Origin of the sequence: Streptomyces sp. NPDC001549 (genome assembly GCF_042894025.1) — a bacterium.
Classification (GTDB): domain Bacteria; phylum Actinomycetota; class Actinomycetes; order Streptomycetales; family Streptomycetaceae; genus Streptomyces; species Streptomyces kutzneri.
Genome location: NZ_JBIAVJ010000005.1, coordinates 49,129 through 75,012 on the forward strand (window position 1 = coordinate 49,129; position 25,884 = coordinate 75,012).

Here is a 25,884-nt window from a genome sequence, read left to right on the forward strand (position 1 = left end):
TTCGGGGTGCTCTATTCGGGGGTGGTGTCGAGGGCGTGGCCCACCAGGGCGAGCAGTGATTCGACCACCGTGTCGCGGCGCCTCGCGTCCATGATCACGACGGGCACGTGGGGCGGGACGCTGAGCGCCTCGCGCACGTCGTCGGGCTCGTACGACGGCGAGCCGTCGAAGTGGTTGACGGCGACGGCGTACGGGAGACCGCAGGTCTCGAAGTAGTCGAGGGCCGGGAAGCAGTCGCGCAGGCGGCGGGTGTCGGCCAGGACGAGACCGCCGATGGCGCCGCGCACCAGGTCGTCCCACATGAACCAGAACCGCTCCTGGCCGGGGGTCCCGTACACGTAGAGGACGAGGGCGTCGTCGAGGGTGACGCGGCCGAAGTCCATCGCGACGGTGGTGGTGTTCTTGTCGGGGGTGCCGGACAGGTCGTCGGTCGGGGCACTCGCCTGGGTCATCACCGCCTCGGTGCGCAGCGGGGTGATCTCGGAGACGGAGGAGACGAAAGTGGTCTTGCCGACGCCGAAACCGCCCGCGACCAGCACCTTGACAGCGACGGGTGCGCGGGAGCGGTCGTACTGCCAGGGCTGGGCCGGGTCGTCGTCCGACTGCGGCAGGGACACCGGGTTGTCAGAGACGGCGAAGACCACTGAGCACCCTTTCCAGCAGCGCGCGTTCGGGACGGCCGCTGCCGTGGCCCGTTGCGTAGACGCGGATCCGTCCCTGGTCGGCGAGGTCGCTGACCAGGACCCGGACCACGCCGAGCGGGAGTTTCAGCAGCGCGGCTATCTCGGCGATGGTCCGCATACGACGGCAGACCTCGACGATGGCGGGCATCTCGGGCATGCGGTCGGGCTTCTGCGGCTCCGAGACCTTCGTGTCCAGGGCGGCGACGAACGTCTCGACGTGCAGGACCTGCGTGAAGCGGGTGCGGCCGCCCGTGAGGGAGTACGGGCGGACGCGGGCGGGGCGGCGGTCGGCGCCGCGTATCGGCAGCCGGTCGGAGGCCGTACTCCTCACGGGGTGTTCTCCATCGACTGGCGCAGCTCACTGCGGACTTCGGGGGTCAGGACGTGGCCGGCGCGGCCGACGAACAGGGCCATGTGGTAGGCGACGACGCTCATGTCGCAGTCGGGGGTGGCGTGCACGCCCAGCAGTGACCCGTCGCTGATGGCCATGACGAAGACGGAGCCGTGCTCCATCGCCACCATGGTCTGCTTGACCGAGCCGGTCTCCATGAGGGCCGCGGCGCCGGTGGTGAGGCTGCCGAGGCCGGAGACGATGGTGGCGAGGTCGGCGGAGGCGCCGCGCGGGCCCCTGGGCTTGGGCCGGTCGGCCGGTTCGGCCGCGCCCGCTCCCGGGTCGGAGGACAGGAGCAGCAGCCCGTCCGAGGAGACGACGGCGACGGAGTTGACGCCGGGTACCTCCTCGACCAGGTCGGTCAGCAGCCACTGCAGGTTGCGGGCCTGGGTGCTCAGTCCGTACGTACTGGGCGCGGTCATGTGCGTGCCTCCTGTGCGGTGTCCCCCCGGTCGGTCTTGCTCTGGCCCTGCCGCCGCGTCGGCCCTTGGTCGAGGGCCTGGTCGACCGCCTGGTCAGGGGCTTGGTCGGGCCCCTGCTCCTGGGCGAGTTCGGCGGCGACGACGCGCCGTCCGTCCTGGGCTCCCTGGTAGAAGCCTCCGAGCCGGCGCCGCAACTCCTCGGCGTCGACGCGGCGTGGCGGCTCGGGCCGTGCGTCGTCACGGGCCGGGCGCTTGGCGGGGACGGCACGCGGGGTCCGCTTGGGCAGGCCCTTGTCGGTGACGGCGCCTTCGCCCTCGGCCTGGTCGGCCGGGTGGCTGCCCTGGCGGGGGAGCCAGTTGCCCCCGGCCGGGGCGTGGGTGTGCGGCTCCGCCTCCGGTTCGGCTTCCGGTACCTCGGCCACGGGTGCGGTGGTGTCCGCCACGCCCGAGGCGGCCGGCTCCGCGTCGGGGACGACCCGCGCGAGCAGCTGTTCCTCGGGGGTGGGCTCGGCTGCGCGGGGCGCGGCGACGAACACCTGGTCGGCGGGCACCGGCTCCGCCTCGGCGGGCGCGGACTCCGGCTCCGCCGGGGTCTCGGCGACGACGGCGGGCCCGGCGAGCGCCTCGGCCAGGGTGATCGGGACCGCCGTGACGGCGGGCTCCGGCTCCGGCTCCGGCTCCGGCTCCGGCTCGACGGCAACCGGGACGACCGGCTCCTCGGCGACGATCTCGGCGGCAGCCACCGCCTCGGCCTCGGCTTCCACCTCGGCTTCGACCTCGGCTTCCGCAGCCGCTTCCGCTTCCGTAGCGGCGTCCGCTTCCGCGTCCACGTCCGGGGCGGCATGCGTCCCCCGGCGCCGCTTCGGCAGGGTGTTCTCGTTCGCCTCCGCTATCACTCCGGGCAGCCGCAGCGCGGGTGCGCCCGGCATGGCCAGGGCGTGCACCGGGGAGACCACCGGGGTGGTGGGCAGCAGCGCCGCCGGGACGACCACCAGGGCCTCGGTCCCGCCGTGCCGCGGGGTGCGCAGCTCGGCGGTGACCCCGTGCCGGGCGGCGAGCCGTCCGGCCACGTACAGGCCGAGGCCGAGGCCGTGTTCCGCCTCGGGTTCCTCGTCGTAGGCCTCGGGCGTGGACAGCCGGGTGTTCAGCGATTCCAGGCGGTCCTCGGTGACGCCGATGCCCTCGTCCACGACGGACAGCACCACGTCACCGGAGCCCTGCAGCCAGCCGGAGACCTTCACCTTGACGTCCGGCGGGGAGAACGTGGTCGCGTTCTCCAGCAGCTCGGCCAGCACGTGCGAGATGTCGTCGGCGGCGTGCCCCGCGACCTGGGTGTACGAGGGCAGCGCGGCGAGTTCGACGCGCTCGTAGCGCTCGATCTCGCTGACGGCGGCCCGCATCACGTCGACCAGCGGCACCGGCAGGCCCTGCCCGTGTCCGTGTTCCTGCCCGGCGAGGACCAGCAGGTTCTCGTTGTGGCGGCGCATCACGGTCGCCAGGTGGTCCAGCTTGAAGAGGGTCGCCAGCCGGTCGGGGTCCTGTTCCTTGGACTCCAGCTCCTCGATGACCGCGAGCTGGCGCTCCACCAGGCCCAGGGTTCGCAGCGACAGCGAGACGGAGGTCGTCGACATGATGCGCCGGTGCTCCTCCAGCCCCGCGCGCAGCGTCGTCAGTTCTTCCTCCAGCTCGTCCCGGCCTGCGGCCAGCGCCTCGCTGCGGCCGACGATCCGGCGCCGGTCGGCGTCGAGCCCGGCGATCCGGGTGTGCAGGGCGACCGTCTGGTCGCGCACCGCGTTCAGGTGGCGCACGACCTCGGCGAACTCGTCGTTGCGGCCCGTGAACCGGACCGGTTCCACCGAGCCCTCCGGGGTGGCCAGCCGCTCCGCGCCGCGGCGCAGGACCGACAGCGGCCGGGTCAGCGACCGCGCCACGGCGGTCGAGACGCCGACGGCGAGCAGGAACAGCAGGCCCAGCAGCGCGATCACGATCTCGAGCCGGGTCACGTCGTCGTCGCGCAGCGTGGCCAGGGCGGTGGCCCGTTCGCCCGCGAGGGTGGCTTCCACGGTGCGCATGCGGTCGATGCGGGCGGTCAGCGCGGTGCCGACGGTGGGCCCGTCGGTCTTGCGGTCGGCGGGCGTCAGGGTGGGCCGGTCGGTGAGCCGCTTGAGGAAGTCGTCGGCCGTCTTGACCTCGGGGCCGGTGACGGTGGCGGCCAGGGTCTGGCGTACATCGGGCCGCGCGGCCCGCGCGAAGTCGTCGAGAGCGGCCTGTTCCCGTACGCGGGCCCGCTGGGCGGCGGTGGTGAGTTCGTCGACCACGGCCGAGTTGGGGGGCTGCTCGCCGCGGGGGACGGACAGCGCGGCGAGCAGCAGTCCGCGGGTGGCCGAGGCCTGTTCCACGGCCTGTCCCAGCGGGGCCAGCGGGCGGGTGGTGGTGAGGGCGGCCTCGGCGCGCGGCGGGGTCAGCACGGCGAGCCGGTCGCCCGGGGCGAGGAGTTCCGCGATGACCCCGGCGTAGGCCTGGTGGACGGCGAGGGCGCTGCCCTTGCCGTCGACGGCCTCGGCGCGGACGGTCCGTACCCGGGCGAGGGCCTGGGCGGTCGCCTCGTCGGCCTCGGCCTGGACCTCGGCGAGCTGCCGGTCGGTCCCGGCGATGCGCTCCTGGACGGGTGCCTTGGCCGTGCCGGGCCGGCCCTTGGCGGCGTACTCGACGGCCGCGTCACGCTCGTCACCGAGGAGGTGCGTGAGGGTGAGGGTCTGCCGGGTCCGATCCGCGAGGGTGACCAGGTGCTGGGAGTCGTTCAGTTCCCTCGACGCGGAGACGACGGCGGGCGCGCCTGCCGCGAGGACGGTGAGGCCGGCGACGGCCACGCCTACGACCAGCCTGCGGCGCACGCGGACGCGGCGTCCTGCGGGGGCCGGGCCGTCGGCGGCGGTGCCGTTCTTCCGAGACCGCTTCTTCTGCACCGGTGCTCGCAATCCTGTACGTGTTGCTCTTGCTCGTCTACTCGTGTGGCCGAGGTAACGGCCGGTCAACAAGTAAACGCCCCCTGCCCCCTCGTACCGCCTCAGACCTTTGCAGCGTGCTGGGGAGAGAGCCGCACATCACCCAACCGGCCACCCGAACGAGTGAACATCAAGGATGAGTTGCCGACCAACTCGGGCACCCTGTGCCGGAACGTCTCCGTGGACAGGTGGTTGAAAGATCGATATGGGCTTTGGCAGTATGCCCGCCCACAAGACCGCCCCGGCACCCCGGCCCTCGCGGCCCGCCCCGGGAGGGGGGCGTACGGGGCCGCCCGCGCGCACCCGATTTGGTACGGACCTTCCCTCGTCCGCCGTCCCCCGCGCGGCAGAATGCGGGTATGCGCATCGACCTCGCCTCGGCCCCCGGCCACCAGGAACGCCCCAATGAGGACTGGGTGTCGGCCGCGATCCCCGCTTCGGGCGGCGGCGTCCTGGTGGTCCTGGACGGGGTCACCCCGCCGCGCGGCGACGACGGATGCGTGCACGGAGTGCCCTGGTTCACCGCCCGCCTCGGCGGTCGATTGACCGAACTGTCCGGATCGCGGCGGGACATGCCGCTCGATCAGGTTCTGGCCGAGTCCGTCCGCGCCACGGCCGAAGCCCACCGGGACACCTGTGACCTTTCTCACGTGCGCACCCCGCAGGCGACGGTCGTCGTGGTCCGCTGGGACGCGGAGTACGTGGAACACCTCGTCCTCTCGGACTCCGTACTGCTCCTGCAGGCGCCCGGCGGCGAGGTGACGGCGGTGCTCGACGACCGGCTGGACCGGATCCCGCGGGAGGTGCTGTGCTCGGTGGCCGCGACGGACGCCCTGCGCAACGCGGAGGGCGGCTTCTTCACGGCGGCCGCGGACCCGGCGGTGGCGGCCCGGGCGGTGACGGGGCGCACCCCGCGCGGGCGGGTGCGGGCGGTGGCCGCGCTCACGGACGGGGCGAGCCGGTGGACCGACACCTTCGGGCAGGGCGACTGGGCCGACTGCCTGGCGGTGCTGCGGAAGGAGGGTGCGCAGGGCCTGATCGGCCGGGTGCGTGCCATCGAGTCCGACGCGGCCCGCCCGTCGGCCCGGCACAAGCGGCACGACGACGCGTCGGCGGTCTACGCGGAGCTCTGAGCGGTCCCCGGTCCGAGCGGGCCTACTCCGCGCCCGCGTTCAACTGGTTCAGCAGCCGGGCCAGTTCCGCCACCTCGCCGCGGTCCCAGTCGGCGAGCTTGCGCATGTACTGCTCGCGCCGCGCTCCGCGGACCCGCAGGAACCGCTCCCGGCCCTCCTCCGTGAGGCCGACCAGGGAGGCCCGGCCGTCGGCGGGGTCCGGCTCGCGGGCCACCAGGCCGAGCACCTCCAGGGCCCGCAGCTGCCGGCTCATCGTGGCCTTGCCGACCCCGAAGTAGGCGGCGAGCTCGGTGGCCCGCTGCCGGCCGGCTGCCTCCAGGCGTACGAGGAGCCCGTACGCGGCCGGCTCCAGCTCGGGGTGGAGCTCGCGGGCCATCTCGCCCGAGGAGGCGCGGGCCCGCCGGAGGAAGACGGACAGCTCCCGCTCCAGGGCAAGGAACTCCTGGTCTTCGCTCCCGTGCACGTCCCGCTCCTTCGATGATGTGTGGCACCCACGTGGATGCGGGGCCAGTATTTCGCAGCGGGTGTGCCGACGGCCCGGTACCCCGCCGGAGCGGGACACCGGGCCGTGTGCACGGGTCAGGCCGCCGCGACGACCGCGGCCTCCGCCCGGGCCAGGGCGAGCTCCAGGACCTGGCGCACGTCCGTCACCGGGTGCACCTCCAGCTTCTCCAGCACCTCGGCCGGGACGTCGTCCAGGTCGGCCTCGTTGCGCTTCGGGATGATGACGGTGGTCAGCCCGGCCCGGTGCGCGGCGAGCAGCTTCTGCTTCACCCCGCCGATCGGCAGGACCCGCCCGGTCAGCGAGACCTCGCCGGTCATGGCCACGTCCGTGCGCACCTGCCGCCCGGAGAGCAGCGAGGCGAGTGCGGTGGTCATGGTGATGCCCGCGCTCGGACCGTCCTTGGGCACGGCGCCCGCCGGGAAGTGGATGTGCACGCCCCGGCCCTTCAGGTCGGCGACCGGGAGCTCCAGTTCCGCGCCGTGGGAGCGCAGGAAGCTCAGGGCGATCTGCGCCGACTCCTTCATGACGTCGCCGAGCTGGCCGGTGAGGGTCAGGCCGGCCGCGCCCGTCTCCGGGTCGGCGAGCGAGGCCTCCACGAACAGCACGTCGCCGCCCGCGCCGGTCACCGCGAGGCCGGTGGCCACGCCGGGGACGGCGGTGCGCCGCTCGGCCGGGTCCTGGGCGGACTCCGGCACGTGGTGCGGGCGCCCGATCAGGGCTCGCAGGTCGTCGGCGCCGATGCTCAGGGGCAGCTCCCGCTCGCCCAGTTCGTGCTGCGAGGCGACCTTGCGCAGGAGGCGGGCGAGGGACCGCTCCAGGGTGCGTACGCCCGCCTCGCGGGTGTACTCCCCGGCCAGCTTGCGCAGGGCGTCCTCCCCCAGCACCACCTCGTCGCGGCCGAGCCCGGCGCGCTCCAGCTGGCGCGGCAGCAGGTGGTCGCGGGCGATGACGACCTTCTCGTCCTCGGTGTACCCGTCGAGCCGGACGAGCTCCATCCGGTCGGCCAGGGCCTCGGGGATGGCTTCCAGGACGTTGGCGGTGGCCAGGAAGACGACATCGCTGAGGTCCAGTTCCACCTCCAGGTAGTGGTCGCGGAATGTGTGGTTCTGCGCCGGGTCGAGGACCTCCAGCAGCGCGGCCGCCGGGTCGCCGCGGAAGTCGGAGCCCACCTTGTCGATCTCGTCGAGGAGGACCACCGGGTTCATCGACCCGGCCTCCTTGATCGCCCGGACGATGCGGCCGGGCAGGGCGCCGACGTAGGTCCGGCGGTGGCCGCGGATCTCGGCCTCGTCGCGGACGCCGCCGAGGGCGACGCGGACGAACTTGCGGCCCATGGCGTGGGCCACGGACTCGCCCAGCGAGGTCTTGCCGACGCCGGGCGGCCCGACGAGGGCGAGGACGGCGCCGCCGCGGCGGCCGCCGATGACGCCCATGCCGCGCTCGCCGCGCCGCTTGCGGACGGCGAGGTACTCGGTGATGCGGTCCTTCACGTCGCCGAGGCCCGCGTGCTCGGCGTCGAGCACGGCCCGGGCCCCCCGGATGTCGTACTCGTCCTCGGTGCGCTCGTTCCAGGGCAGTTCCAGCACGGTGTCCAGCCAGGTCCGGATCCAGGATCCCTCCGGGCTCTGGTCGCTGGACCGCTCCAGCTTCTCGACCTCCTTGAGCGCGGCCTCCCGTACCTTCTCGGGGAGGTCGGCGGCCTCGACGCGGGAGCGGTAGTCGTCGGACTCCTCGCCGTCCTTCTCGCCGTTCAGCTCGCGCAGTTCCTTGCGTACGGCCTCCAGCTGCCGCCGGAGCAGGAACTCGCGCTGCTGCTTGTCGACGCCGTCCTGGACGTCCTTGGCGATGGACTCGGCCACGTCCTGCTCGGCGAGGTGGTCGCTGAGCGCCTTGACGGCGAGCTTGAGGCGGGCGACCGGGTCGGCGGTCTCCAGCAGTTCGACCTTCTGCTCGACCGTCAGGAAGGGCGAGTACCCTGAGTTGTCCGCGAGCGCGGACACGCCTTCGATCTGCTGGACCCGGTCCACGACCTGCCAGGCGCCGCGCTTCTTGAGCCAGCTGGTGGCGAGTGCCTTGTACTCCTTGACGAGCTCGGTGACCGCCCCGGGCAGCGGATCGGGCACCGTCTCGTCGACGGTCTCGCCCTCGACCCAGAGCGCGGCCCCGGGGCCAGTGGTCCCGGCCCCGATGCGGACCCGGCCGAGGCCGCGGATGAGGGCCCCGGGGTCCCCGCCGGAGAGCCGGCCGACCTGTTCGACGGTGCCGAGCACACCGGTCCCGGCGTACGTACCGTCGATGCGCGGCACGAGCAGGACCCGGGGTTTGCCGCTGCCGCTCTTGCCGGCGGCGGCCTGTGCCGCCTCCACGGCGGCGCGTACCTCGGTGTCGGACAGGTCCAGCGGTACGACCATTCCGGGCAGCACGACCTCGTCGTCGAGCGGCAGCACGGGCAGGGTGAGTGTGACGGACGTCGAAGCCATGATCTTCCCTCCGGCAGTGAAGTTGAGCTCTGCCGACTCAATGCATGTGCGCCTCCTGTTGTTCCCCAAGGCCCGTTCGCCCGGGGCGAACGCGTCGGACCGCTGTCCTCCCGCGACGCACGGGCCCGGCCGTCCGACCGAGGGCGCCGGCACGACAGGGCGACTCGGCCGCCGGTCACCCGGGCAGCAGTGCCTCCAGGCTCAGCGCCGTGTCGCGCAGCCGGGTGTCGGTCACGGTGGCGGCGCAGTGCTCCACCAGCGCGTGGGCGTGCGCGAGGCGGCGGCCGGCCCAGCGGCGGGAGCCGGTCGATTCCGGCGCGGGCTTCGTCGGGGTGGGGCCGGATCGACCGACCGTCAGGTGCTCCACCAGGAAGACCGCTCTGACCAGTGCGAACGCCTGATAGGCCGGGAGTACGTCGGAGGCTGCCACGGTGTCCCGGTGACCCAGGGCCATGAGCTCGTCCAGATACACCCGGCACAAGGCCTCCCGCTCCGGCCAGCCGCTCTCCTTCAGGCTCAGTGCCGCGTGGTCCTCGATCAGCTGCACCACTTCGTAGAGCAGCGGGAAGCGCCCGTGGGGCTCCAGATCGAGGGCCACCACGTCGCGGGCGTCGGTGATCAGCCAGTTCTCCGCGTGCGCGTCCCGGCCGGGTACCGACGCCAAAGGCCACCGGACCGCGGCCTCCCAGCGTTCCACCAGTCCGCGGGTGTCGGGGAGGGCGAGTTTGGTGGCTCGCTTCTCCAGTTCGGCCGCCACGGCGGCGTGCGCGCGGGCCGCGTCCCCGGGGCCGCCCGGAGACGCGATTCCGCTCGACCACACGTGGATGCGGGCCAGATACCGCAGGGCGTTGCCCACCAGCTCGCGCGGCGACCGTCCGCGGCCTTCGTACGCGTCGGCGATGACGCCTGCGAGGCTGCGGCCCACGGCGCGGCGGGAGGCGAGGGCGGTGTCCGGGGGCAGTTCGCGGTTGTTGGCGAAGTCGGGCGGCAGGTCCACCAGGGCGAGTACCTCCGGCAGCCGCATCCAGCGGGGGGCGGCGGTGTCGCGCAGGTACTTCCGCAAGGAGCCGAGGTGGGACCGTTCGGCCTCCGCTTCGGCGTGGTAGGTCGGCTTCAGCACCAGGGTGGTGGACAGGAGCCGGTGCGGGTCGTCGAGGACGAAGGTCTGCGACCGCCCGCCGAGCACCGCCCTGCGAAAGGGCTGCGAATGCACGGCTGTCCGCGCCGCCCGCTCGTAGAACAGGTCCCGGTCGCCGGCCCACACGGCGGCACGGAGTCGATCCGTCTCGGCATCCCCGGGCCCGGACCCGCCGGCCGCCGGCTGTTTCGGCGGCGCCGTCACCGGGGCCGGCGCACCGGCCATGGCGGCGAGTTGCATCAGGGGCCACGGCCAGTCCCGGTCGAGCCGAAAGGCCTGCAGCGCCAGATCGACCGCCGTCACGAACTCCTGCGGTTCCCGGGTCGAGTGCCACAGCCGATGATGACCGGCTGCCGACACACTGAGGTTCTCGCGGGAATGGTCCCCCGCCTCGCGGGCCCGCGCCTTGTGCTCCAGCGCGGTGCGCAGGTCGTGGATGCTGCCTCCGGCGCGCGCCAGACGGAGGTACGCGTCGCCCAGCATGCCCTGGACGTCGCCGGCCGCGTCGTCCGCCGTGCTGGTCTGCTCCAGCCAGTCCACCGCCTCCCGGAGGTGGGCCTCGTCCTGGGTCAGCGTGTGCAGGCGCAGGCAGGTCTTGCCGAGGTAGCGGGTCACGCTCTCACGGACGAGCGGCTGCTCCACCGGGGCGGCCGTCGTGAGGGGCGCGTCGTCCGCCGCGGCCGGTTCCTCGATGCACGCCAGCAGGACTTCGCGTGCCTCGTGCAGCAGCATGACGGCGGCCTCGGAATCCCCCGTCTCCGCGAGGAGGGCCTTGGCGTGGTACAGCGCGGCCTTGCCGAGATCGAACTCGTTGCGCCGACAGCGGACGGTCGTCTCGCGGACGGCGTCGCCGAAGCAGGCGTAGGCCTGTGCGACCAGGTTGTCGAACGAGGGTGCTTCAAGGTCCCCGGCGGCCGCACCGTCCACCGTTCGCCGCAGCCAGTCCAACCGTACGTACAGCCTCCCCATTCGGGCGGACAGCCAGGAACGGGTCGCGGCCGGGGCCGTGTCCCGCGGTGTGTGCAGGGTCGTCGGTGTGGCGCTCACGCGCGCGAGGTCGGCCGTGTCCGCCTGGGCGATGAGCAGCCGGGCTTCCTGCGCGAGCGCGTGCGCCGCCGTGAAGTCCTCGGCGCCGTGCAGGCAGAGGGCGTAGTCGATCAGTGCCGAGGGGAAGGCGGAGCCCAGGACCGGTGTGTCGTGGGAGGCGCTCCAGCGCATGTCCTCGATCGCGGTGGCGTAGTGCGCCCGGGCCTCGTCGATGCGCCTGAGTGCCTGGAGGGTACGGGCGATGCCCGCTCGGGCGACACCGTGGTTGTGGCGCAGCATGACGAGCCGGAAGCCGTGTTCCCGGCCGGTGGCCCGGTCCTGTGCCTCCTGGAAGTTCCGGATTGCTTCTTCGTAGGCCTCCAGCGTGGCCGTGCGGCGGTCGGCGGCCGGGTCTTCGTCAAGGGCGTCCGAGACGCCCGGCTCGCCGTCGGGTGTCGCCTGGGCGGGGCCTTCGAACAGCGGCTCGTCTTCGGCGCTCACCACCGACTGGGCCTTGCGCAGGTGCAGTTCGCCGAGCGCGCACAGCCAGGTGAAGGAACCGGAGACATGGGGCGCGGCCCGGGTGGCGAGTTGGTCGGCCTCGATCCACAGGGTGGGGAGTTCCGCCGGGTCCTGTGCCAGCCGGTAGAGGACCTCCAGGTGGAAGGCGAAGTGCTCGGCGGTGGTGTCGCCGCGCTGCTCGGCGAGGCGCAGGTCGGTCCTCGCGCCGTGCAGCAGGGCGAGCGGGGACGCGTCCTGACGGGCGAGGACGAGGCGGGTGACGCCACGCATCCCGCGCCAGATCCGGCCCGGTTCGCCCTTGGCGAGGTGGACGTCGTTCGGTTCGACGGTGTCCCAGCAGCGCAGGGCCTCGGTGAGCATCGGTCGGACCGCATCGCCCGAGCCCGTGCCCATCCGTTCCTTGGACTGCTGGTACAGGGAGCCCGCCAGGTAGAGGTGGATGTGGCACCAGGTCGCTTTCCACCGGAGGTCGCCGAGATGCGGCCGGAGCCGGGAAGGTCCGAGTTCCATCACCCTGCGCAGGGCGAGGCAGACGATGACGGCGTTCTCGAATTCGAGTTTGTTGTACGTCGCCTTCCAGACCTCCGCGAGGGCCGTGGCACCGGCGTTCGGGTCCAGCAGCTTCGCGAAGACGCCTTCGCCGAAACAGGCCATGACCCGGCCGAGCAGGTCCGGGGTGAGGTCGATGTTGAGGGCCGCGGCTTCGCCGTGCAGCAGGGCCAAGGGGTCGTTCACGTGGTACTGCCTCTCAGCGCACGGGCTGGATGTCCTCGCGCACGCGTCGGTCGCCGACGAGGAAGGCGGACTGCGGCAGGATCTGGTGAGGTCCGGACCTGCCTCGCAGGATTTCCTGCCGGGTCGCGCCGATCACCTGGGAATCACCGGGGTCCCGGGACGAGGCGAGCAGGGCGGCGCGCAGCTCCTCGGCCTCGGGCCGGTCGCGCAGGAGGTCGTACACCTCGAGGAACCGGATCTGCCGGTACTGCTCGCCGGGGACCTTCCGCGGTCCGTCGATCACCTTGCGGACCAGGGAGAAGCCCACCGCCTGCGACAGGTGTGTCAGGTCGGGACGGCCGACCTCGCCGAGTTCCTCCACGAGCTCGCGGCGCAGGCAGTCCGTCGAGGGCTCCCGGCCCGTGCCGCGGTGCAGCCACCGGGCGAAACCCGGCACCATGACAGCCGGGAGGAAGCCGCGCAGGTCGTGCTTCATCACGGCGTTCGTGCGGGGTTCCGGTTCGAACCGCAGCTTCTTGACGCCGCCGCGCTCCGACTCGTGGTACTTCACGACTCCGCCCGGCGGTCCGAACGATCCCGGCCGGGTGGGGGAACCGAAGAGGACGTAGTGGTCCTCGTCCTGCACGCACAACAGGACGGCCACCGAGACCCGGATGCTGCGGCGGGGTGTGAGCAGCAGCCGCAGCAGGGACAGATGACGCCGGTTCTGCACCAGCGTCCGGGCTGTCCAGCCGAGCAGCGCCACAGCGGCGCCGACCACGATCTTCTCGATCACCGAACCCCCCGAAAGACGATCCAAGCCACCCCTCGCCGCCCCCGCGGCGGGTGCTCTTCATGGTCCGTGAGGGTATGGCCCGAGCTTCTCCCTGGGCGGCGGAACGGTCGATCCCTCGCCCGATCGAGTGATGTCGCCGCCAGGCCCCGAGCACTTGAGCCCCGAGCCCCGCCGGACAGGACGGTCAGACCGCGGAGACGCGGATGTCGCCCGACGTGGTCTCCACCGAGATGCGGGAGGGGGCCGAGGCGTCGTCGGGCAGGGTGATGTCGCGGGCGCCGGAGTCGGTGGAGACCTTGACGCGGTACGGGGCCTGCGGGGCCTTCAGCGTGACGTCGCCCGAGCTGGTCTCGGCGAGCACCGACGACGGGGCCTTCGTGAAGTCCAGGCGGGCGTTGCCCGAGGACGAGCGGATCTCGGCGCTCGGGCCGGACAGCTCGGTGGCGGTGATCTCGCCCGAGGAGGTACGGACCTTCAGCGGGCCGCCGATCCGGCCGGCCGTGACCGTGCCGGAGTCGGCCTCCACGTCGGCGCCCGCCACGCCCCTCACCGCGATGTCGCCGCTGGAGCTCTCCAGCTCGACCGTGGCCGCGGCCGGAACCTCCAGCCGGTAGTCGATGTAGCAGTTCCCGGAGCAGTTGTCGCTGAAGGTCAGTACGCCTGCGGTGACCTTCTGGCCGGTCGCCGGAACGGTGTCCCCGCGGTAGTGGACGGTGCGGTGGACCGTGACTCCGGGGCCGGTCCCGGGGGTGACGTCGATCGAGCCGGACCGGGCCCCCGTCACCTTCACCGCCGTGACCGCCTCGGTGACCGTGGCATCGGCGGCCGCCGTCTTGTAGGCGTCGTCCGCGAAGGCACCGCCGGAGAAGGAGCAGCCGGCCAGGAGGAGGCCGGCGCCGAGGGCGGCGATCGCGGTGCGGGCCGTGCGGGCGGACGTGGCGTGAGAGGTCATGATCCGATTCTGGATCGGGAGCGTGCCCCGGGCCGATGGGGCTCCCACCCGGACCCCTGGTGGGGCTACCCCCCGTCCCCCGTCCCCCATCCACTACCGGCCGGTGGTCACGGGGAGTTCAGAGGGCATGCCCCACTCGCTCCAGGAGCCGTCGTACACCGCGATCTCCCGGTACCCGGCGAGGTCGGCGCCGAGGGCCAGCACGCAGGCGGTCACCCCGGAGCCGCAGCTGAGGTAGAGCCGTTCCCGTCCCCCCGTCAGCGCCCGGAAGGCGGCGCGCAGTTCCCCGGCCGGCCGCATCAGACCGTTCGTGTCCTGGAGTGCGGCGAACGGCAGGTTGACCGCGCCCGGCATGTGGCCGCCGCGCAGGCCCGGGCGGGGTTCCGGGGCGGTACCGGTGAAGCGTTCCCGCGTGCGGGCGTCGAGGACGGCCGCGGCCGGGTCGGTCAGGGCCCGCGCGACGGCGGCGCTGCCGACCAGCAGCCCGGCCCGGGGCCGGGCGGTGAAGGAGCCGCGCGGGCCCTCGTACGCCGGGCCGGTGGCCGAGGCCGGCAGGCCGGCGGCGGTCCAGGCGGGCAGTCCCCCATCGAGGACGGCGGCCCGGTCGAAGCCCATGGCGCGCAGCATCCACCAGGCGCGGGCGCTGGAGTAGATGCCGGCGCCGTCGTAGACGACGACGGTGTCCGAGTCGTCGACGCCGAGGGCGCGCATCGCCTCGGTGAACTCCGGGGCCCCGGGCATGGTGTGCGGGGCGGGCGCGGTGTGGTCGGACAGGGGCCCGTCGAGGTCGAAGGGGCGGGCGCCCGGGATCCGGTGGGCCGCGGCGCGGTGGGCGCCGACGGAGGCGTCGAAGAGGACCAGGCCGGGCGCACCCAGCCGCCCGGCGAGCCAGTCGATCCCGACGAGCGGTCCGGGCAGGGGCCCGGGAAGCGGTCCGGACGACGCTCCGGGCAGCGCCTCGGGCTGCGCTCCGGGCTGCGCTTCGGACGCGGCGTCCTGGGGCTGGGTCATGCGGCACCTCCGGCTGTACGACACGGGCCCCCATCCTCCGACGCGGCCCGGACCGGCTCCCCGCGCGGGGGTCAGCCGCAGCCGCCCGGCCGGGCGTAGACCGCCACCCGGGCGCCGCGCACCCCGGTCGTCGAGCACAGTTCGAAGCGGGCCGCCAGCTCCTCCCGCTTGACCGCCTCCCGCGGGTACGGGTCCAGCGGCTGACCGGCCGGGTCCAGCAGGGCGATCACCCGGGGCGAGGCCAGCAGCGCCGAGCGGATCCGGTCCGGGGGCAGTTCGGTGCCCTGGAGGCTGTGCGAGGCCGCCGGGGTGCGGTCCAGGGCCACGTCGCGCAGCTCCCCGTAGAGCTCGGGCGAGGACAGCAGCCACTCGCGCCGGCGCGAGGGCATGAACAGCACCGCGTCCCCCGGCCGGGCCCGCTCCCGGACCGCGGCGGCCACGGCGAGCACGTCGTCCTTGCGGCTCTCCGGCGTACGCAGCCACACCGACCAGACGGCGAACGGCACCAGCAGCGCGCCCGCCAGCAGCCACGGCCACCATCCGCGGGCCTGCGCGAGCCGGACCCCCGCGAGCAGGGCGAGCCCGGCCAGCGCGTAGATCACGTACCGGTCGACGTACCAGGGGTTGAACAGTGAGATCACCATCAGCACCCCGGGCGGCAGCAGGACGAGCGGGAGCGCCACCCGTACGAGGTCGGGCGGAGCGCCTCGCGCGAGCAGCAGGGCCGCGGCGCCCACCACCCCGTACGCCACCCAGTCCTGCCAGCTCGGCCGCCCGAGCCAGCCGAGCTGCTGCTCGGCCTGCAGGGCGCTCACCACGGCGAGCGGCAGCAGCAGGACCAGCACGGCGGCGGCGCTCCGGCGCCAGCCGCGCGAGCGCCACGCGGTGAAGGCGTGGGCGAGCAGGGCGAGCGCGGCGAACTCGTGCAGCCAGCAGCCGAGCAGCAGCACCACCGTGTAGGCCGGCCACCGCTCGCACAGCATCAGGTACGTCGCCCACACCACGGCGGCCGCGACCAGGGCGTAGGAGCGCCCCTCCTGGGCGTACATCTGCACGGGCGGCAGTACGGCGTACACGCAGCCCGCGAGCAGCGCGGCCCGCTCCCCCGCGAGCCGGTGGGCGACGGCGGCCACCCCGGCGGCCGCGAGGGCGGTGGCGGCGACGGAGGGCAGCCGCAGCGCCCACAGGCCGCCCTCCCACACCTGGAACACCCCGTGCATGAGCACGTAGTGCAGCCCGTGGACGGCGTCGACCCGGCCCAGCAGCTCCACGATCCCGCCGAGCGGCCGGTGGGCCACCTGCCAGGTGACGGACTCGTCGCGCCACATGCTGCCGCCCCGCTCCAGGCCCCAGAGGCCGAGGAGCACGGCCAGCAGCGGCGGGAGCAGGCGCCAGGGGGCGATCCGGCTGATGTCGGCCTCCGCGTGCGGTCGGGACGGGTGTCGCAACGGGTGTGCGGACTCCATACTCGGGGTTGGACACAAGTCCCTGCGGAGGTGGGTGTGCACGCGTTACGAGCGGTTGCGGCGGCGGTGCTGAGCACGGTGGTCCTGGCGGGCTGCGGGCCCTCGGGTACCGCGGGCGGCGACGACCCGGCCCCGAAGTCCTCCACCGGGCCGGGCACGAGCGCGAGCGCGTCCGCGGACCCGAGCGGGGACCCGAGCACGGGCGCGAGTACGGGCACGGGCGCGAGCACCCGCGCGACGGCCGGCCCGGCCACGAGCCCCACGGCCGGCCAGGTCCCGGCCCCCGGCGAGACCCTGGTCCGGGTCACCCGCACCGGCGGCTTCGCCGGGCAGACCCACACCCTCGTCGTCAGGGGCGACGGCTCCTTCACCCGGCTGGACGCCGGGGCGAAGCCGACGGGCACCGGAAAGCTGTCCGGGGCGGAGCTCGCGGCCCTGCGCGGCGCCCTGCGGGAGGCCGACTTCGCCCGGCTGCCCCGGATCGCCACCGGCGGCCCCACGATCTACGACGGGTACTTCTACGCCTTCGTGCACGACGGCCACGAGGTGGCGGGCGGCCAGGGGTCCCTGCCGGAGGCCCTGACGAAGGTGCTGGACGCGCTGCCCCCGTTCACCGGCGGCTAGTGCGGTGACCGGGCCGCCACTCAGGACGCGGCCGAAATGTCCCGCAGCAGCCGGTCCAGGAATCCGCGCAGCCGGGCCGGCATGTCGACGCTTCCGGGCGCCAGCACCCACTGGATCTGCAGGCCGTCCATGACGGCGAGGATCTCCCGGCCGACGGCCCCGCAGTCGGTGTCCGGGCGCAGTTCGCCGCGGCCGACGCCCGCCTCCAGCAGGTCGACGGTGTAGCCGAGCACCCGGTCGTAGCGCTGGGTGAAGTACGCGTGTGCCGGGTGCTCCGGGTTGCCGGACTCGCCGACCAGGGTGTTGAACATCCGGACGATGCCGGGCCGCCGCTCGTTGTCGGCGGCGAGTTCCACGACGGTGGCGAAGTGGGCGGCGACCGACTCGGCGGGCTCGCTGAAGAGCCGCTCCACGTCGTGCCGCTCGCTCTGGGCGAGGACCGAGAGCAGCAGGTCCTCCTTGCCGCGGAAGTGGTGCAGCAGTCCGCCCTGGGTGATCCCGCAGTCGGCGGCGATGCGGGCCAGCGAGGACGCGTTGAAGCCCCACTGCGCGAAGTGCTCGACGGCGGTGTCGAGGATCTTCTGCCTCCGGGCGTCGCCCACCGCGTAGGTCCCCCGGGCCGAGCCCTTCGAGGCCTTCGAGGCCTTGCGCTCCGTCCGCTCGGTCCGCTCGGTCCGCTCCGTGCGCCCCGTGTCCTGTGCCATGCGGACAGCCTAAGGCGCGGCGTTTTCCGGCCGTCCGGCCCGCGTGACCCAGCTCACTTTTCAAAAACCTAGCAGGTGCATGGTTTTCGGCTCTACCTTGACCGTGCCGATCCGCCCGGTCACGTGCTCCAGGAGTCCCGCCATGAACGCGACGCCCGATTACCAAGACGCTGCGCTGCCCGTCGACCGCCGCGTGGAGGACCTGCTCTCCCGGATGACCCTGGAGGAGAAGGCCGGCCAGCTCTTCCACTCGATGCTGATGATGAACGCGGACGGCACCCCGGTCACCGAGACCGACGGCTCGATGCTCCCCTTCACCACGCCCGAGCTGATCGAGGACCGCCACCTCACCCACTTCAACCTGCTCGGCACCTACGGGCCCCGCGAGATGGCCCGGTGGCAGAACGCCGTCCAGGAGATGGCCGCGGCCACCCGCCTCGGCATCCCGGTCACCCTCTCCACCGACCCGCGCCACACCTTCACCGACAACGTCGGCGCGTCCTTCAACTCCGGTGCCTTCTCCGCCTGGCCGGAGGCCCTGGGCCTGGCCGCCATCGGCGACCCCGAGCTCGTCCACCGGTTCGCCGACACCGTCCGCCGCGAGTACCTCGCCGTCGGTTTCCGCGTCGCCCTGCACCCGCAGATCGACCTGGCCAGCGAACCCCGCTGGGCCCGCCAGTCCGGCACCTTCGGCTCCGACGCCCGGCTGACGGGCGAGCTCGTGGCGGCATACGTACGCGGCCTGCAGGGCCCGGCCCTCGGACCCGGGTCGGTGTCCGCGATGGTCAAGCACTTCCCCGGCGGCGGCCCGCAGAAGGACGGCGAGGACCCGCACTTCGCGCACGGCAAGGAGCAGGTCTACCCGGGCGGCATGCGCGAGCACCACCTGGAGCCGTTCAGGGCGGCGATCGCCGCCGGGTGCGCGCAGATGATGCCGTACTACGGCCAGCCGATCGGCACGGACTGGGAGGAGGTCGGCTTCGGCTTCAACAAGGGCGTGGTCACCGGCCTGCTCCGCGAGGAGCTCGGCTTCGAGGGCATCGTCTGCAGCGACTGGGGGCTGCTCGACGACGCGACGATCTTCGGGCAGGTGCATCCGGCGCGCGCCTGGGGCCTGGAGCACCTGAGCGTGGCCGAGCGGGCGGCGCGCGGCCTGGAGGCCGGCTGCGACCAGTTCGGCGGTGAGCAGTGCCCCGAGGTGATCGTGGAGCTGGTCCGCTCGGGCCGGGTCGCGGAGTCCCGGATCGACGACTCGGTACGCCGCCTGCTGCGGGAGAAGTTCACGCTCGGCCTGTTCGAGGACCCGTACGTGGACCCGGACGCGGCGGCCGAGATCGTCGGCCGGTCCGACTTCACGGCCCTGGGGGCCGCGGCCCAGCGCCGCTCCCTCACCGTCCTGACCAACCGGGACGGCCTGCTCCCGCTCACCACGGGGCCGAAGCTGTACGTGCGGAACGTGGACGCGGCCGTCGCCGCCGGGTACGGCGAGGTCGTCGCCGACCCGGCCGACGCGGATCTCGCCGTCCTGCGGCTGCGGACCCCGTACGAGCCGCGCGAGAACATCTTCGAGTCCTACTTCCACTCGGGTTCGCTGGCCTTCCCCGAGCCGGAACTGGCTCAGATCCTGGCCCTCCTGGACCAGGTCCCGACCCTGGTCTGCATCAACCTGGAGCGGGCCGCCGTCATCCCGGAGATCGCCGAGCGCGCGGCGGCCCTGATCGCCGACTACGGGGCCGGCGACGCCGCCCTGCTGGACGTGGCCTTCGGCCGCGCCACCCCCGGGGGCCGCCTCCCCTTCGAGCTCCCGCGCTCGATGAAGGCCGTCGAGGCGTCCCGGCCGGATGTGCCGAACGACACTCTCGACCCGGTCTTCCCGCACGGCCACGGGCTGACCCTCCAGGGCCCGTAGGCACCCCCCGGACGCCCCTCGGAGGGCAAGGACGGCGAGGCACCTGACCGGTCTCGCCCGCCGGGTGCCGGTCCCGTGGGGGGACCGGCACCCGGTACCACACATTCCGCTTATCGTCGTCCAGCACATATGCCATGTCCGAACCCCACGTAGCCGCAGGCCGACGCCTCCTCTACGCTGCACCCCATTCACGCGGGATCTTCAGGGGCGGACATGGAACAGACACACACCACCCATCAGAGCGCCGCGGCGACACCCGGCGCCCAGCGGCGTGTGCTGGTCGTCGAGGACGACCACACCATCGCCGAAGCCATCGCGGCCCGTCTGCGCGCCGAGGGCTTCCAGGTACAGACCGCCGGCGACGGCCCCTCGGCCGTCACCGCGGCCGAGACCTGGCTGCCCGAGCTGCTGGTCCTCGACATCATGCTGCCCGGCTTCGACGGCCTGGAGGTCTGCCGCCGGGTCCAGGCCCAGCGGCCCGTGCCGGTCCTCATGCTCACCGCGCGTGACGACGAGACCGACCTGCTGGTCGGGCTCGGGGTCGGCGCGGACGACTACATGACCAAGCCGTTCTCGATGCGCGAGCTGGCCGCCCGGGTCCACGTACTGCTGCGGCGCGTGGAGCGGGCCACCATGGCCGCGCACACCCCGCGCGGGGCCACCCTGCGCCTGGGCGATCTGGAGATCGACCACGCCCAGCGCCGGGTCCGGGTGCACACGGAGGACGTGCACCTGACCCCCACCGAGTTCGACCTGCTGGTGTGCCTGGCCGGGACCCCGCGGGCGGTGCTCTCCCGGGAGCAGCTGCTGGCCGAGGTGTGGGACTGGGCCGACGCGTCCGGGACCCGTACGGTCGACAGCCACATCAAGGCCCTGCGCCGCAAGATCGGCGCGGAGCGGATCCGTACGGTCCACGGCGTCGGGTACGCCCTGGAGACCCCGGCCCAGGCATGAACGGCCCGCCGAACCGGCAGCGGCAGCGGCAGCGGCCCCCTGCGGGGCTGCGGCCCTTCTCGCCCTTCTCGATCAAGACCAAGCTGGGCACGCTCGTGGTGGTCTCGGTCTTCATCACGACGGGCCTGCTGCTGGTGGCCCTGCGTACCGACACCGAGCTGCGCTTCATCACGGTCTTCTCGGTGATCGCCTCGATGCTGATCACCCAGTTCGTGGCGCACAGCCTGACGGCGCCGCTGGACGACATGACGACGGTGGCCCGCGCGATATCCCACGGCGACTTCACCCGGCGGGTACGCGGGGCGGGGCGCCGCGACGAGCTGGGCGACCTGGCCTCCACCATCAATCTGATGGCGGACGACCTGGAGGCCGTGGACCGGCACCGCAAGGAGCTCGTCGCCAATGTCTCGCACGAGCTGCGCACGCCCATCGCGGCACTGCGGGCCGTGCTGGAGAACGTGGTGGACGGGGTTTCGGCCGCCGATCCGGAGACCATGCGCACGATGCTGAAGCAGACCGAGCGGCTCGGCGGGCTCGTGGAGACCCTGCTGGACCTGTCCCGGGTGGACAACGGCGTGGTCCCGCTGCGCGCCCGCCGCTTCGAGGTGTGGCCGTACCTGTCGGGCGTACTGAAGGAATCGCGGCTGGCGGCCGCCGGCCGGCCGGGCCTCCTCTCCGGTTCGGGCGGGCACACCCGCAACGACGTGCACCTGCACCTGGACGTCTTCCCGCCCGAGCTGTGGGCGCACGCGGACGCCGAGCGGCTGCACCAGGTGGTCGCAAATCTGATCGACAACGCGGTCAAGCACAGCCCTCCGCACGGCCGGGTCACGGTCCGCGCCCGGACCGGCGACGCGCCCGGAAGCCTGGTGCTGGAGGTGCGGGACGAGGGCCCAGGCATCCCCGAGGCGGAGCGCCACCGCGTCTTCGAGCGGTTCAACCGGGGCAGCGCGCGCGGCGGCGACGGAGGCACCGGACTGGGCCTGGCGATCGCCCGCTGGGCCGTGGAGCTGCACGGAGGCCGGATCGGAGTGGCCGAATCGTCACGCGGCTGCCGCATCCTCGTCACGCTTCCGGGCAGCTCATAGGCGTCGTGTTGACGTAGGGTTCGAGTGGGAAGGACATGATCTCGGCCACACGTACCCGGGGTCCGTCAGGGGTGCGAAGCCAAGGGGGCCGCAACCTCGGTGCCCCCTACCCGAACCAGGCTCGTTTCCCGCCATTCCACGTGACGAAACCCGCCGTTCGATGTGACCTGCGCGACGTAAGTCCCGCCCGGCCTGCATGCAGCGCCCGAGGAGGCGTAGCCTTTATTCCCGCTGTCCATACCTTGTGAAGCGGAAGAGGGCGGTTGCCGCCGTGTCGCCACAGTCCCCCAGTAACTCGAGCACCACGACCGAAGCAGCAGAGGGCGGGAAGAACCCTGCCTCAGGCTTCGGCGCCAATGAGTGGCTCGTCGACGAGATCTATCAGCAGTACCTCCAGGACCCGAATTCGGTCGACCGGGCCTGGTGGGACTTCTTCGCCGACTACAAGCCGGGTGGCGCTGTCGCTCCGGTGAAGTCGGACGGTCCCGAGAAGCCCGCGACGACGGACGGCGCCTCCGCACAGGCCGCCACCACCGTCACCGCGGCGCCGCAGGCCACCGACGCCGCCGCCACGGGGGCGGCGCGCGCCGCAGCACCTGCCCCGACTCCCGGTGCGAGCACCGGCTCCACTGGAGCGGCTGCCGCCGCGCCAGCTTCTGCGCCTGTGTCAGCTCCTGCCCCTGCTCCTGCCACCCCCTCTGGTGCCCCTGCTGTGACTGTCACCTCCCAGGCCCCGGCCGCCGCACCGGCCGCGCCCGCCCCCTCCTCCGTAGCCCCCCAGAAGGCCGCGCCCGCCACCGAGGCCCCCGCGGGCCCCGAGCTGGTGACGCTCCGCGGCCCGGCGGCTGCCGTCGCCAAGAACATGAACGCCTCCCTCGACGTGCCGACGGCCACCTCCGTCCGCGCCGTCCCGGTGAAGCTGCTGTTCGACAACCGCATCGTCATCAACAACCACCTCAAGCGCGCCCGGGGCGGGAAGATCTCCTTCACGCACCTGATCGGCTACGCGATGGTGCAGGCGATCAAGGCCATGCCGGCCATGAACTACTCCTTCGCGGAGAAGGACGGCAAGCCGACCCTGGTCAAGCCGGAGCACATCAACTTCGGTCTCGCGATCGACCTGGTGAAGCCCAACGGCGACCGCCAGCTCGTCGTCGCCGGCATCAAGAAGGCCGAGACCCTCAACTTCTTCGAGTTCTGGCAGGCCTACGAGGACATCGTCCGCCGCGCCCGTGTCGGCAAGCTGACGATGGACGACTTCACCGGCGTCACCGTCTCGCTGACCAACCCCGGCGGCCTGGGCACCGTGCACTCCGTGCCCCGCCTGATGCCCGGACAGTCGGTCATCATGGGCGTCGGCTCCATGGACTACCCCGCCGAGTTCCAGGGCACCTCGCAGGACACCCTGAACAAGCTGGGCATCTCCAAGGTCATGACCCTGACCTCGACCTACGACCACCGAGTCATCCAGGGTGCGGCCTCCGGCGAGTTCCTGCGCATCGTCGCGAACCTGCTGCTCGGCGAGGAGGGCTTCTACGACGCCGTCTTCGAGTCGCTGCGCATCCCGTACGAGCCCGTCCGCTGGAACCGGGACATCGACGCCTCGCACGACGACGACGTCACGAAGGCCGCCCGCGTCTTCGAGCTGATCCACTCCTACCGGGTCCGCGGCCACGTCATGGCCGACACCGACCCGCTGGAGTACAAGCAGCGCAAGCACCCCGACCTCGACATCACCGAGCACGGCCTCACCCTGTGGGACCTGGAGCGCGAGTTCGCGGTCGGCGGCTTCTCCGGCAAGTCGATGATGAAGCTCCGCGACATCCTCGGCGTGCTGCGCGACTCGTACTGCCGCACCACCGGCGTCGAGTTCATGCACATCCAGGACCCCAAGCAGCGCCGCTGGATCCAGGACCGCATCGAGCGCCCGCACACCAAGCCGGAGCGCGAGGAGCAGCTGCGCATCCTGCGCCGACTGAACGCGGCGGAGGCCTTCGAGACCTTCCTGCAGACGAAGTACGTCGGCCAGAAGCGCTTCTCCCTGGAGGGCGGCGAGTCCGTCATCCCGCTGCTCGACGCCGTCATCGACTCGGCCGCCGAGGCCCGCCTCGAAGAGGTCGTCATCGGCATGGCCCACCGCGGCCGCCTGAACGTCCTGGCGAACATCGTCGGCAAGTCGTACGCGCAGATCTTCCGCGAGTTCGAGGGCAACCTCGACCCGAAGTCCATGCACGGCTCCGGTGACGTCAAGTACCACCTGGGCGCCGAGGGAACCTTCACGGGCCTGGACGGCGAGCAGATCAAGGTCTCGCTCGTCGCGAACCCCTCGCACCTGGAGGCGGTGGACCCGGTCCTGGAGGGTGTCGCCCGCGCCAAGCAGGACGTCATCAACAAGGGCGGCACGGACTTCACGGTCCTGCCCCTCGCGCTCCACGGCGACGCGGCCTTCGCGGGCCAGGGTGTGGTCGCCGAGACGCTGAACATGTCGCAGCTGCGCGGGTACCGCACCGGCGGCACCGTGCACGTGGTCATCAACAACCAGGTCGGCTTCACCGCCGCCCCGGAGTCCTCGCGTTCCTCGATGTACGCGACCGACGTGGCCCGCATGATCGAGGCGCCGATCTTCCACGTGAACGGTGACGACCCCGAGGCCGTCGTCCGCGTGGCCCGGCTGGCCTTCGAGTTCCGCCAGGCGTTCAACAAGGACGTGGTCATCGACCTCATCTGCTACCGCCGCCGCGGCCACAACGAGTCCGACAACCCGGCGTTCACGCAGCCGCTGATGTACGACCTGATCGACAAGAAGCGCTCGGTGCGCAAGCTCTACACCGAGTCCCTCATCGGTCGCGGCGACATCACGCTGGAAGAGGCCGAGCAGGCGCTCCAGGACTTCCAGGGCCAGCTGGAGAAGGTCTTCGCGGAGGTCCGCGAGGCCGCCACGCAGCCCGCGGTCGCCGCGCCGGCCGCCCCGGCCCCGTCCGCCGACTTCCCGGTCGCCGTGAACACCGCGATCTCCCAGGACGTCGTCAAGCGGATCGCCGAGTCCCAGGTCACCATCCCCGAGGGCGTCACGGTCCACCCGCGTCTGCTGCCGCAGCTGCAGCGCCGCGCGGCGATGATCGACGAGGGCACCATCGACTGGGGCATGGGCGAGACCCTCGCCTTCGGCTCGCTGCTGATGGAGGGCACCCCGGTCCGGCTGTCCGGCCAGGACTCCCGCCGCGGCACCTTCGGCCAGCGCCACGCGGTCCTCATCGACCGGGAGACGGGCGAGGACTACACGCCTCTCCTCTACCTCTCGGACGACCAGGCCCGCTACAACGTCTACGACTCGCTGCTCTCCGAGTACGCGGCCATGGGCTTCGAGTACGGCTACTCGCTGGCCCGTCCGGACGCGCTGGTCCTCTGGGAGGCCCAGTTCGGTGACTTCGTCAACGGCGCGCAGACCGTCGTCGACGAGTTCATCTCCTCGGCCGAGCAGAAGTGGGGCCAGACCTCCGGTGTCACGCTGCTCCTCCCGCACGGCTACGAGGGCCAGGGCCCGGACCACTCGTCCGCGCGTCCCGAGCGCTTCCTCCAGATGTGCGCGCAGGACAACATGACGGTGGCCATGCCCACCCTCCCGTCGAACTACTTCCACCTGCTGCGCTGGCAGGTCCACAACCCGCACCACAAGCCGCTCATCGTCTTCACCCCGAAGTCGATGCTGCGTCTGAAGGCTGCGGCGTCGAAGGCGGAGGAGTTCACGACCGGTTCGTTCCGTCCGGTCATCGGTGACGCCACGGTGGACGCGAACGCGGTCCGCAAGGTCGTCTTCTGCGCCGGCAAGGTCTACTACGACCTGGAGGCCGAGCGCGAGAAGCGCGGCATCACGGACACCGCGATCATCCGCATCGAGCGGCTGTACCCGCTGGCGGGCGCGGAACTCCAGGCGGAGATCGCCAAGTTCCCGAACGCGGCGAAGTACATCTGGGCCCAGGAAGAGCCGGCGAACCAGGGTGCGTGGCCGTTCATCGCGCTGAACCTGATCGACCACCTCGACCTGGCGGTCGGCGCGGACGTCCCGGCCGGCGAGCGCCTGCGGCGCATCTCCCGCCCGCACGGCTCGTCCCCGGCGGTGGGCTCCGCGAAGCGCCACCAGGCGGAGCAGCAGCTCCTGCTGAACGAGGTCTTCGAGGCGTAACCCCGCCCCGATCCCAGCGGTACGGAAGGCCCGGCCCCTCACGGGGGCCGGGCCTTCCGGCTGTCGTGGCCCCGGACGGCCGATGATCTTACCGATGTATGACGCCCCCTCTTGGGGCGCCCACAAGTCCCCTGCTGCCTCTAGCGTGTTCGTACATCACCGAGTGCGACCGGACGGC

18 protein-coding genes are annotated in these 25,884 nt (G+C 72.7%); 6 read left to right on the forward strand and 12 right to left on the reverse strand.

From position 1 onward, the window contains the following. Positions 1-11: 11 nt before the first annotated feature. From ACFY04_RS10330 to ACFY04_RS10345, 4 genes are read right to left on the reverse strand one after another with little or no spacing between them, the layout of a single operon-like run. Positions 12-644 (reverse strand): ATP/GTP-binding protein, encoded by a 633-nt coding sequence (locus ACFY04_RS10330; RefSeq protein ID WP_389115544.1) that lies wholly within the window; start codon positions 642-644, stop codon positions 12-14. Next, entirely contained in the window at positions 625-1,014 is a 390-nt protein-coding gene (locus tag ACFY04_RS10335) for a DUF742 domain-containing protein (RefSeq protein ID WP_109781348.1), read from the reverse strand. The genes ACFY04_RS10330 and ACFY04_RS10335 overlap by 20 nt, the downstream gene beginning before the upstream one ends. Then, positions 1,011-1,496 (reverse strand): roadblock/LC7 domain-containing protein, encoded by a 486-nt coding sequence (locus ACFY04_RS10340; protein ID WP_189743199.1) that lies wholly within the window; start codon positions 1,494-1,496, stop codon positions 1,011-1,013. Before ACFY04_RS10340 ends, ACFY04_RS10335 begins: the two co-directional genes overlap by 4 nt. Beyond that, positions 1,493-4,462 carry a nitrate- and nitrite sensing domain-containing protein gene (locus ACFY04_RS10345; RefSeq protein ID WP_389115546.1) on the reverse strand — a complete coding sequence of 990 codons (2,970 nt, stop codon included), beginning with the start codon at positions 4,460-4,462 and terminating at the stop codon, positions 1,493-1,495. The genes ACFY04_RS10340 and ACFY04_RS10345 overlap by 4 nt, the downstream gene beginning before the upstream one ends. 398 nt (positions 4,463-4,860) lie before the next feature. Between ACFY04_RS10345 and ACFY04_RS10350 the strand changes: the two genes are divergently transcribed. Next, on the forward strand, positions 4,861-5,634 hold the full coding sequence (locus ACFY04_RS10350; RefSeq protein WP_389115547.1) for a protein phosphatase 2C domain-containing protein: 774 nt from the start codon (positions 4,861-4,863) through the stop codon (positions 5,632-5,634). Positions 5,635-5,656: 22 nt separating this feature from the next. On the opposite strand, the gene ACFY04_RS10355 is transcribed toward ACFY04_RS10350, so the two are convergent. The 7 genes from ACFY04_RS10355 to ACFY04_RS10385 form a co-directional block, all read right to left on the reverse strand. Beyond that, on the reverse strand, positions 5,657-6,097 hold the full coding sequence (locus tag ACFY04_RS10355) for a MarR family winged helix-turn-helix transcriptional regulator (RefSeq protein WP_030013696.1): 441 nt from the start codon (positions 6,095-6,097) through the stop codon (positions 5,657-5,659). A gap of 116 nt (positions 6,098-6,213) precedes the next feature. Next, positions 6,214-8,619, reverse strand: coding sequence for an endopeptidase La (lon, locus tag ACFY04_RS10360; RefSeq protein ID WP_389115548.1), 2,406 nt, complete (start codon positions 8,617-8,619; stop codon positions 6,214-6,216). Positions 8,620-8,794: 175 nt separating this feature from the next. Further along, positions 8,795-12,040, reverse strand: a complete 3,246-nt coding sequence (locus ACFY04_RS10365; protein WP_389115551.1) for a hypothetical protein — start codon at positions 12,038-12,040, stop codon at positions 8,795-8,797. Between the two features lie 13 nt (positions 12,041-12,053). After that, complete coding sequence (locus tag ACFY04_RS10370; RefSeq protein ID WP_389115553.1) at positions 12,054-12,815, reverse strand: hypothetical protein; 762 nt, start codon at positions 12,813-12,815, stop codon at positions 12,054-12,056. A gap of 184 nt (positions 12,816-12,999) precedes the next feature. After that, entirely contained in the window at positions 13,000-13,767 is a 768-nt protein-coding gene (locus ACFY04_RS10375; protein WP_389115554.1) for a DUF4097 domain-containing protein, read from the reverse strand. A 93-nt stretch (positions 13,768-13,860) separates the two neighbouring features. Then, positions 13,861-14,778 carry a sulfurtransferase gene (locus tag ACFY04_RS10380; protein WP_389115556.1) on the reverse strand — a complete coding sequence of 306 codons (918 nt, stop codon included), beginning with the start codon at positions 14,776-14,778 and terminating at the stop codon, positions 13,861-13,863. 71 nt (positions 14,779-14,849) lie between these two features. After that, positions 14,850-16,226 carry a hypothetical protein gene (locus tag ACFY04_RS10385; RefSeq protein WP_389115558.1) on the reverse strand — a complete coding sequence of 459 codons (1,377 nt, stop codon included), beginning with the start codon at positions 16,224-16,226 and terminating at the stop codon, positions 14,850-14,852. A gap of 54 nt (positions 16,227-16,280) precedes the next feature. Between ACFY04_RS10385 and ACFY04_RS10390 the strand changes: the two genes are divergently transcribed. After that, a complete protein-coding gene (locus tag ACFY04_RS10390) occupies positions 16,281-16,868 on the forward strand; it encodes a hypothetical protein (protein WP_389115559.1) in 588 nt (195 codons plus the stop codon). A 20-nt stretch (positions 16,869-16,888) separates the two neighbouring features. Here ACFY04_RS10390 and ACFY04_RS10395 read toward each other — a convergent pair whose 3' ends face one another. Further along, complete coding sequence (locus ACFY04_RS10395) at positions 16,889-17,572, reverse strand: TetR/AcrR family transcriptional regulator (RefSeq protein ID WP_389115561.1); 684 nt, start codon at positions 17,570-17,572, stop codon at positions 16,889-16,891. A 142-nt stretch (positions 17,573-17,714) separates the two neighbouring features. Between ACFY04_RS10395 and ACFY04_RS10400 the strand changes: the two genes are divergently transcribed. The 4 genes from ACFY04_RS10400 to ACFY04_RS10415 all read left to right on the forward strand — a co-directional run bounded on the left by ACFY04_RS10400 (position 17,715) and on the right by ACFY04_RS10415 (position 25,706). After that, the gene (locus ACFY04_RS10400; RefSeq protein ID WP_389115563.1) at positions 17,715-19,481 is read left to right on the forward strand and encodes a glycoside hydrolase family 3 protein; all 1,767 of its coding nucleotides are present in this window, start codon (positions 17,715-17,717) and stop codon (positions 19,479-19,481) included. A 213-nt stretch (positions 19,482-19,694) separates the two neighbouring features. After that, positions 19,695-20,435 (forward strand): response regulator transcription factor, encoded by a 741-nt coding sequence (locus tag ACFY04_RS10405; RefSeq protein WP_301366489.1) that lies wholly within the window; start codon positions 19,695-19,697, stop codon positions 20,433-20,435. Then, the gene (locus ACFY04_RS10410) at positions 20,432-21,523 is read left to right on the forward strand and encodes an ATP-binding protein (RefSeq protein WP_373041043.1); all 1,092 of its coding nucleotides are present in this window, start codon (positions 20,432-20,434) and stop codon (positions 21,521-21,523) included. The genes ACFY04_RS10405 and ACFY04_RS10410 overlap by 4 nt, the downstream gene beginning before the upstream one ends. Before the next feature lie 271 nt (positions 21,524-21,794). Next, positions 21,795-25,706: a multifunctional oxoglutarate decarboxylase/oxoglutarate dehydrogenase thiamine pyrophosphate-binding subunit/dihydrolipoyllysine-residue succinyltransferase subunit gene (locus tag ACFY04_RS10415; RefSeq protein WP_389115565.1), complete on the forward strand. Its 3,912-nt coding sequence runs from the start codon at positions 21,795-21,797 to the stop codon at positions 25,704-25,706. Positions 25,707-25,884: the final 178 nt, after the last annotated feature.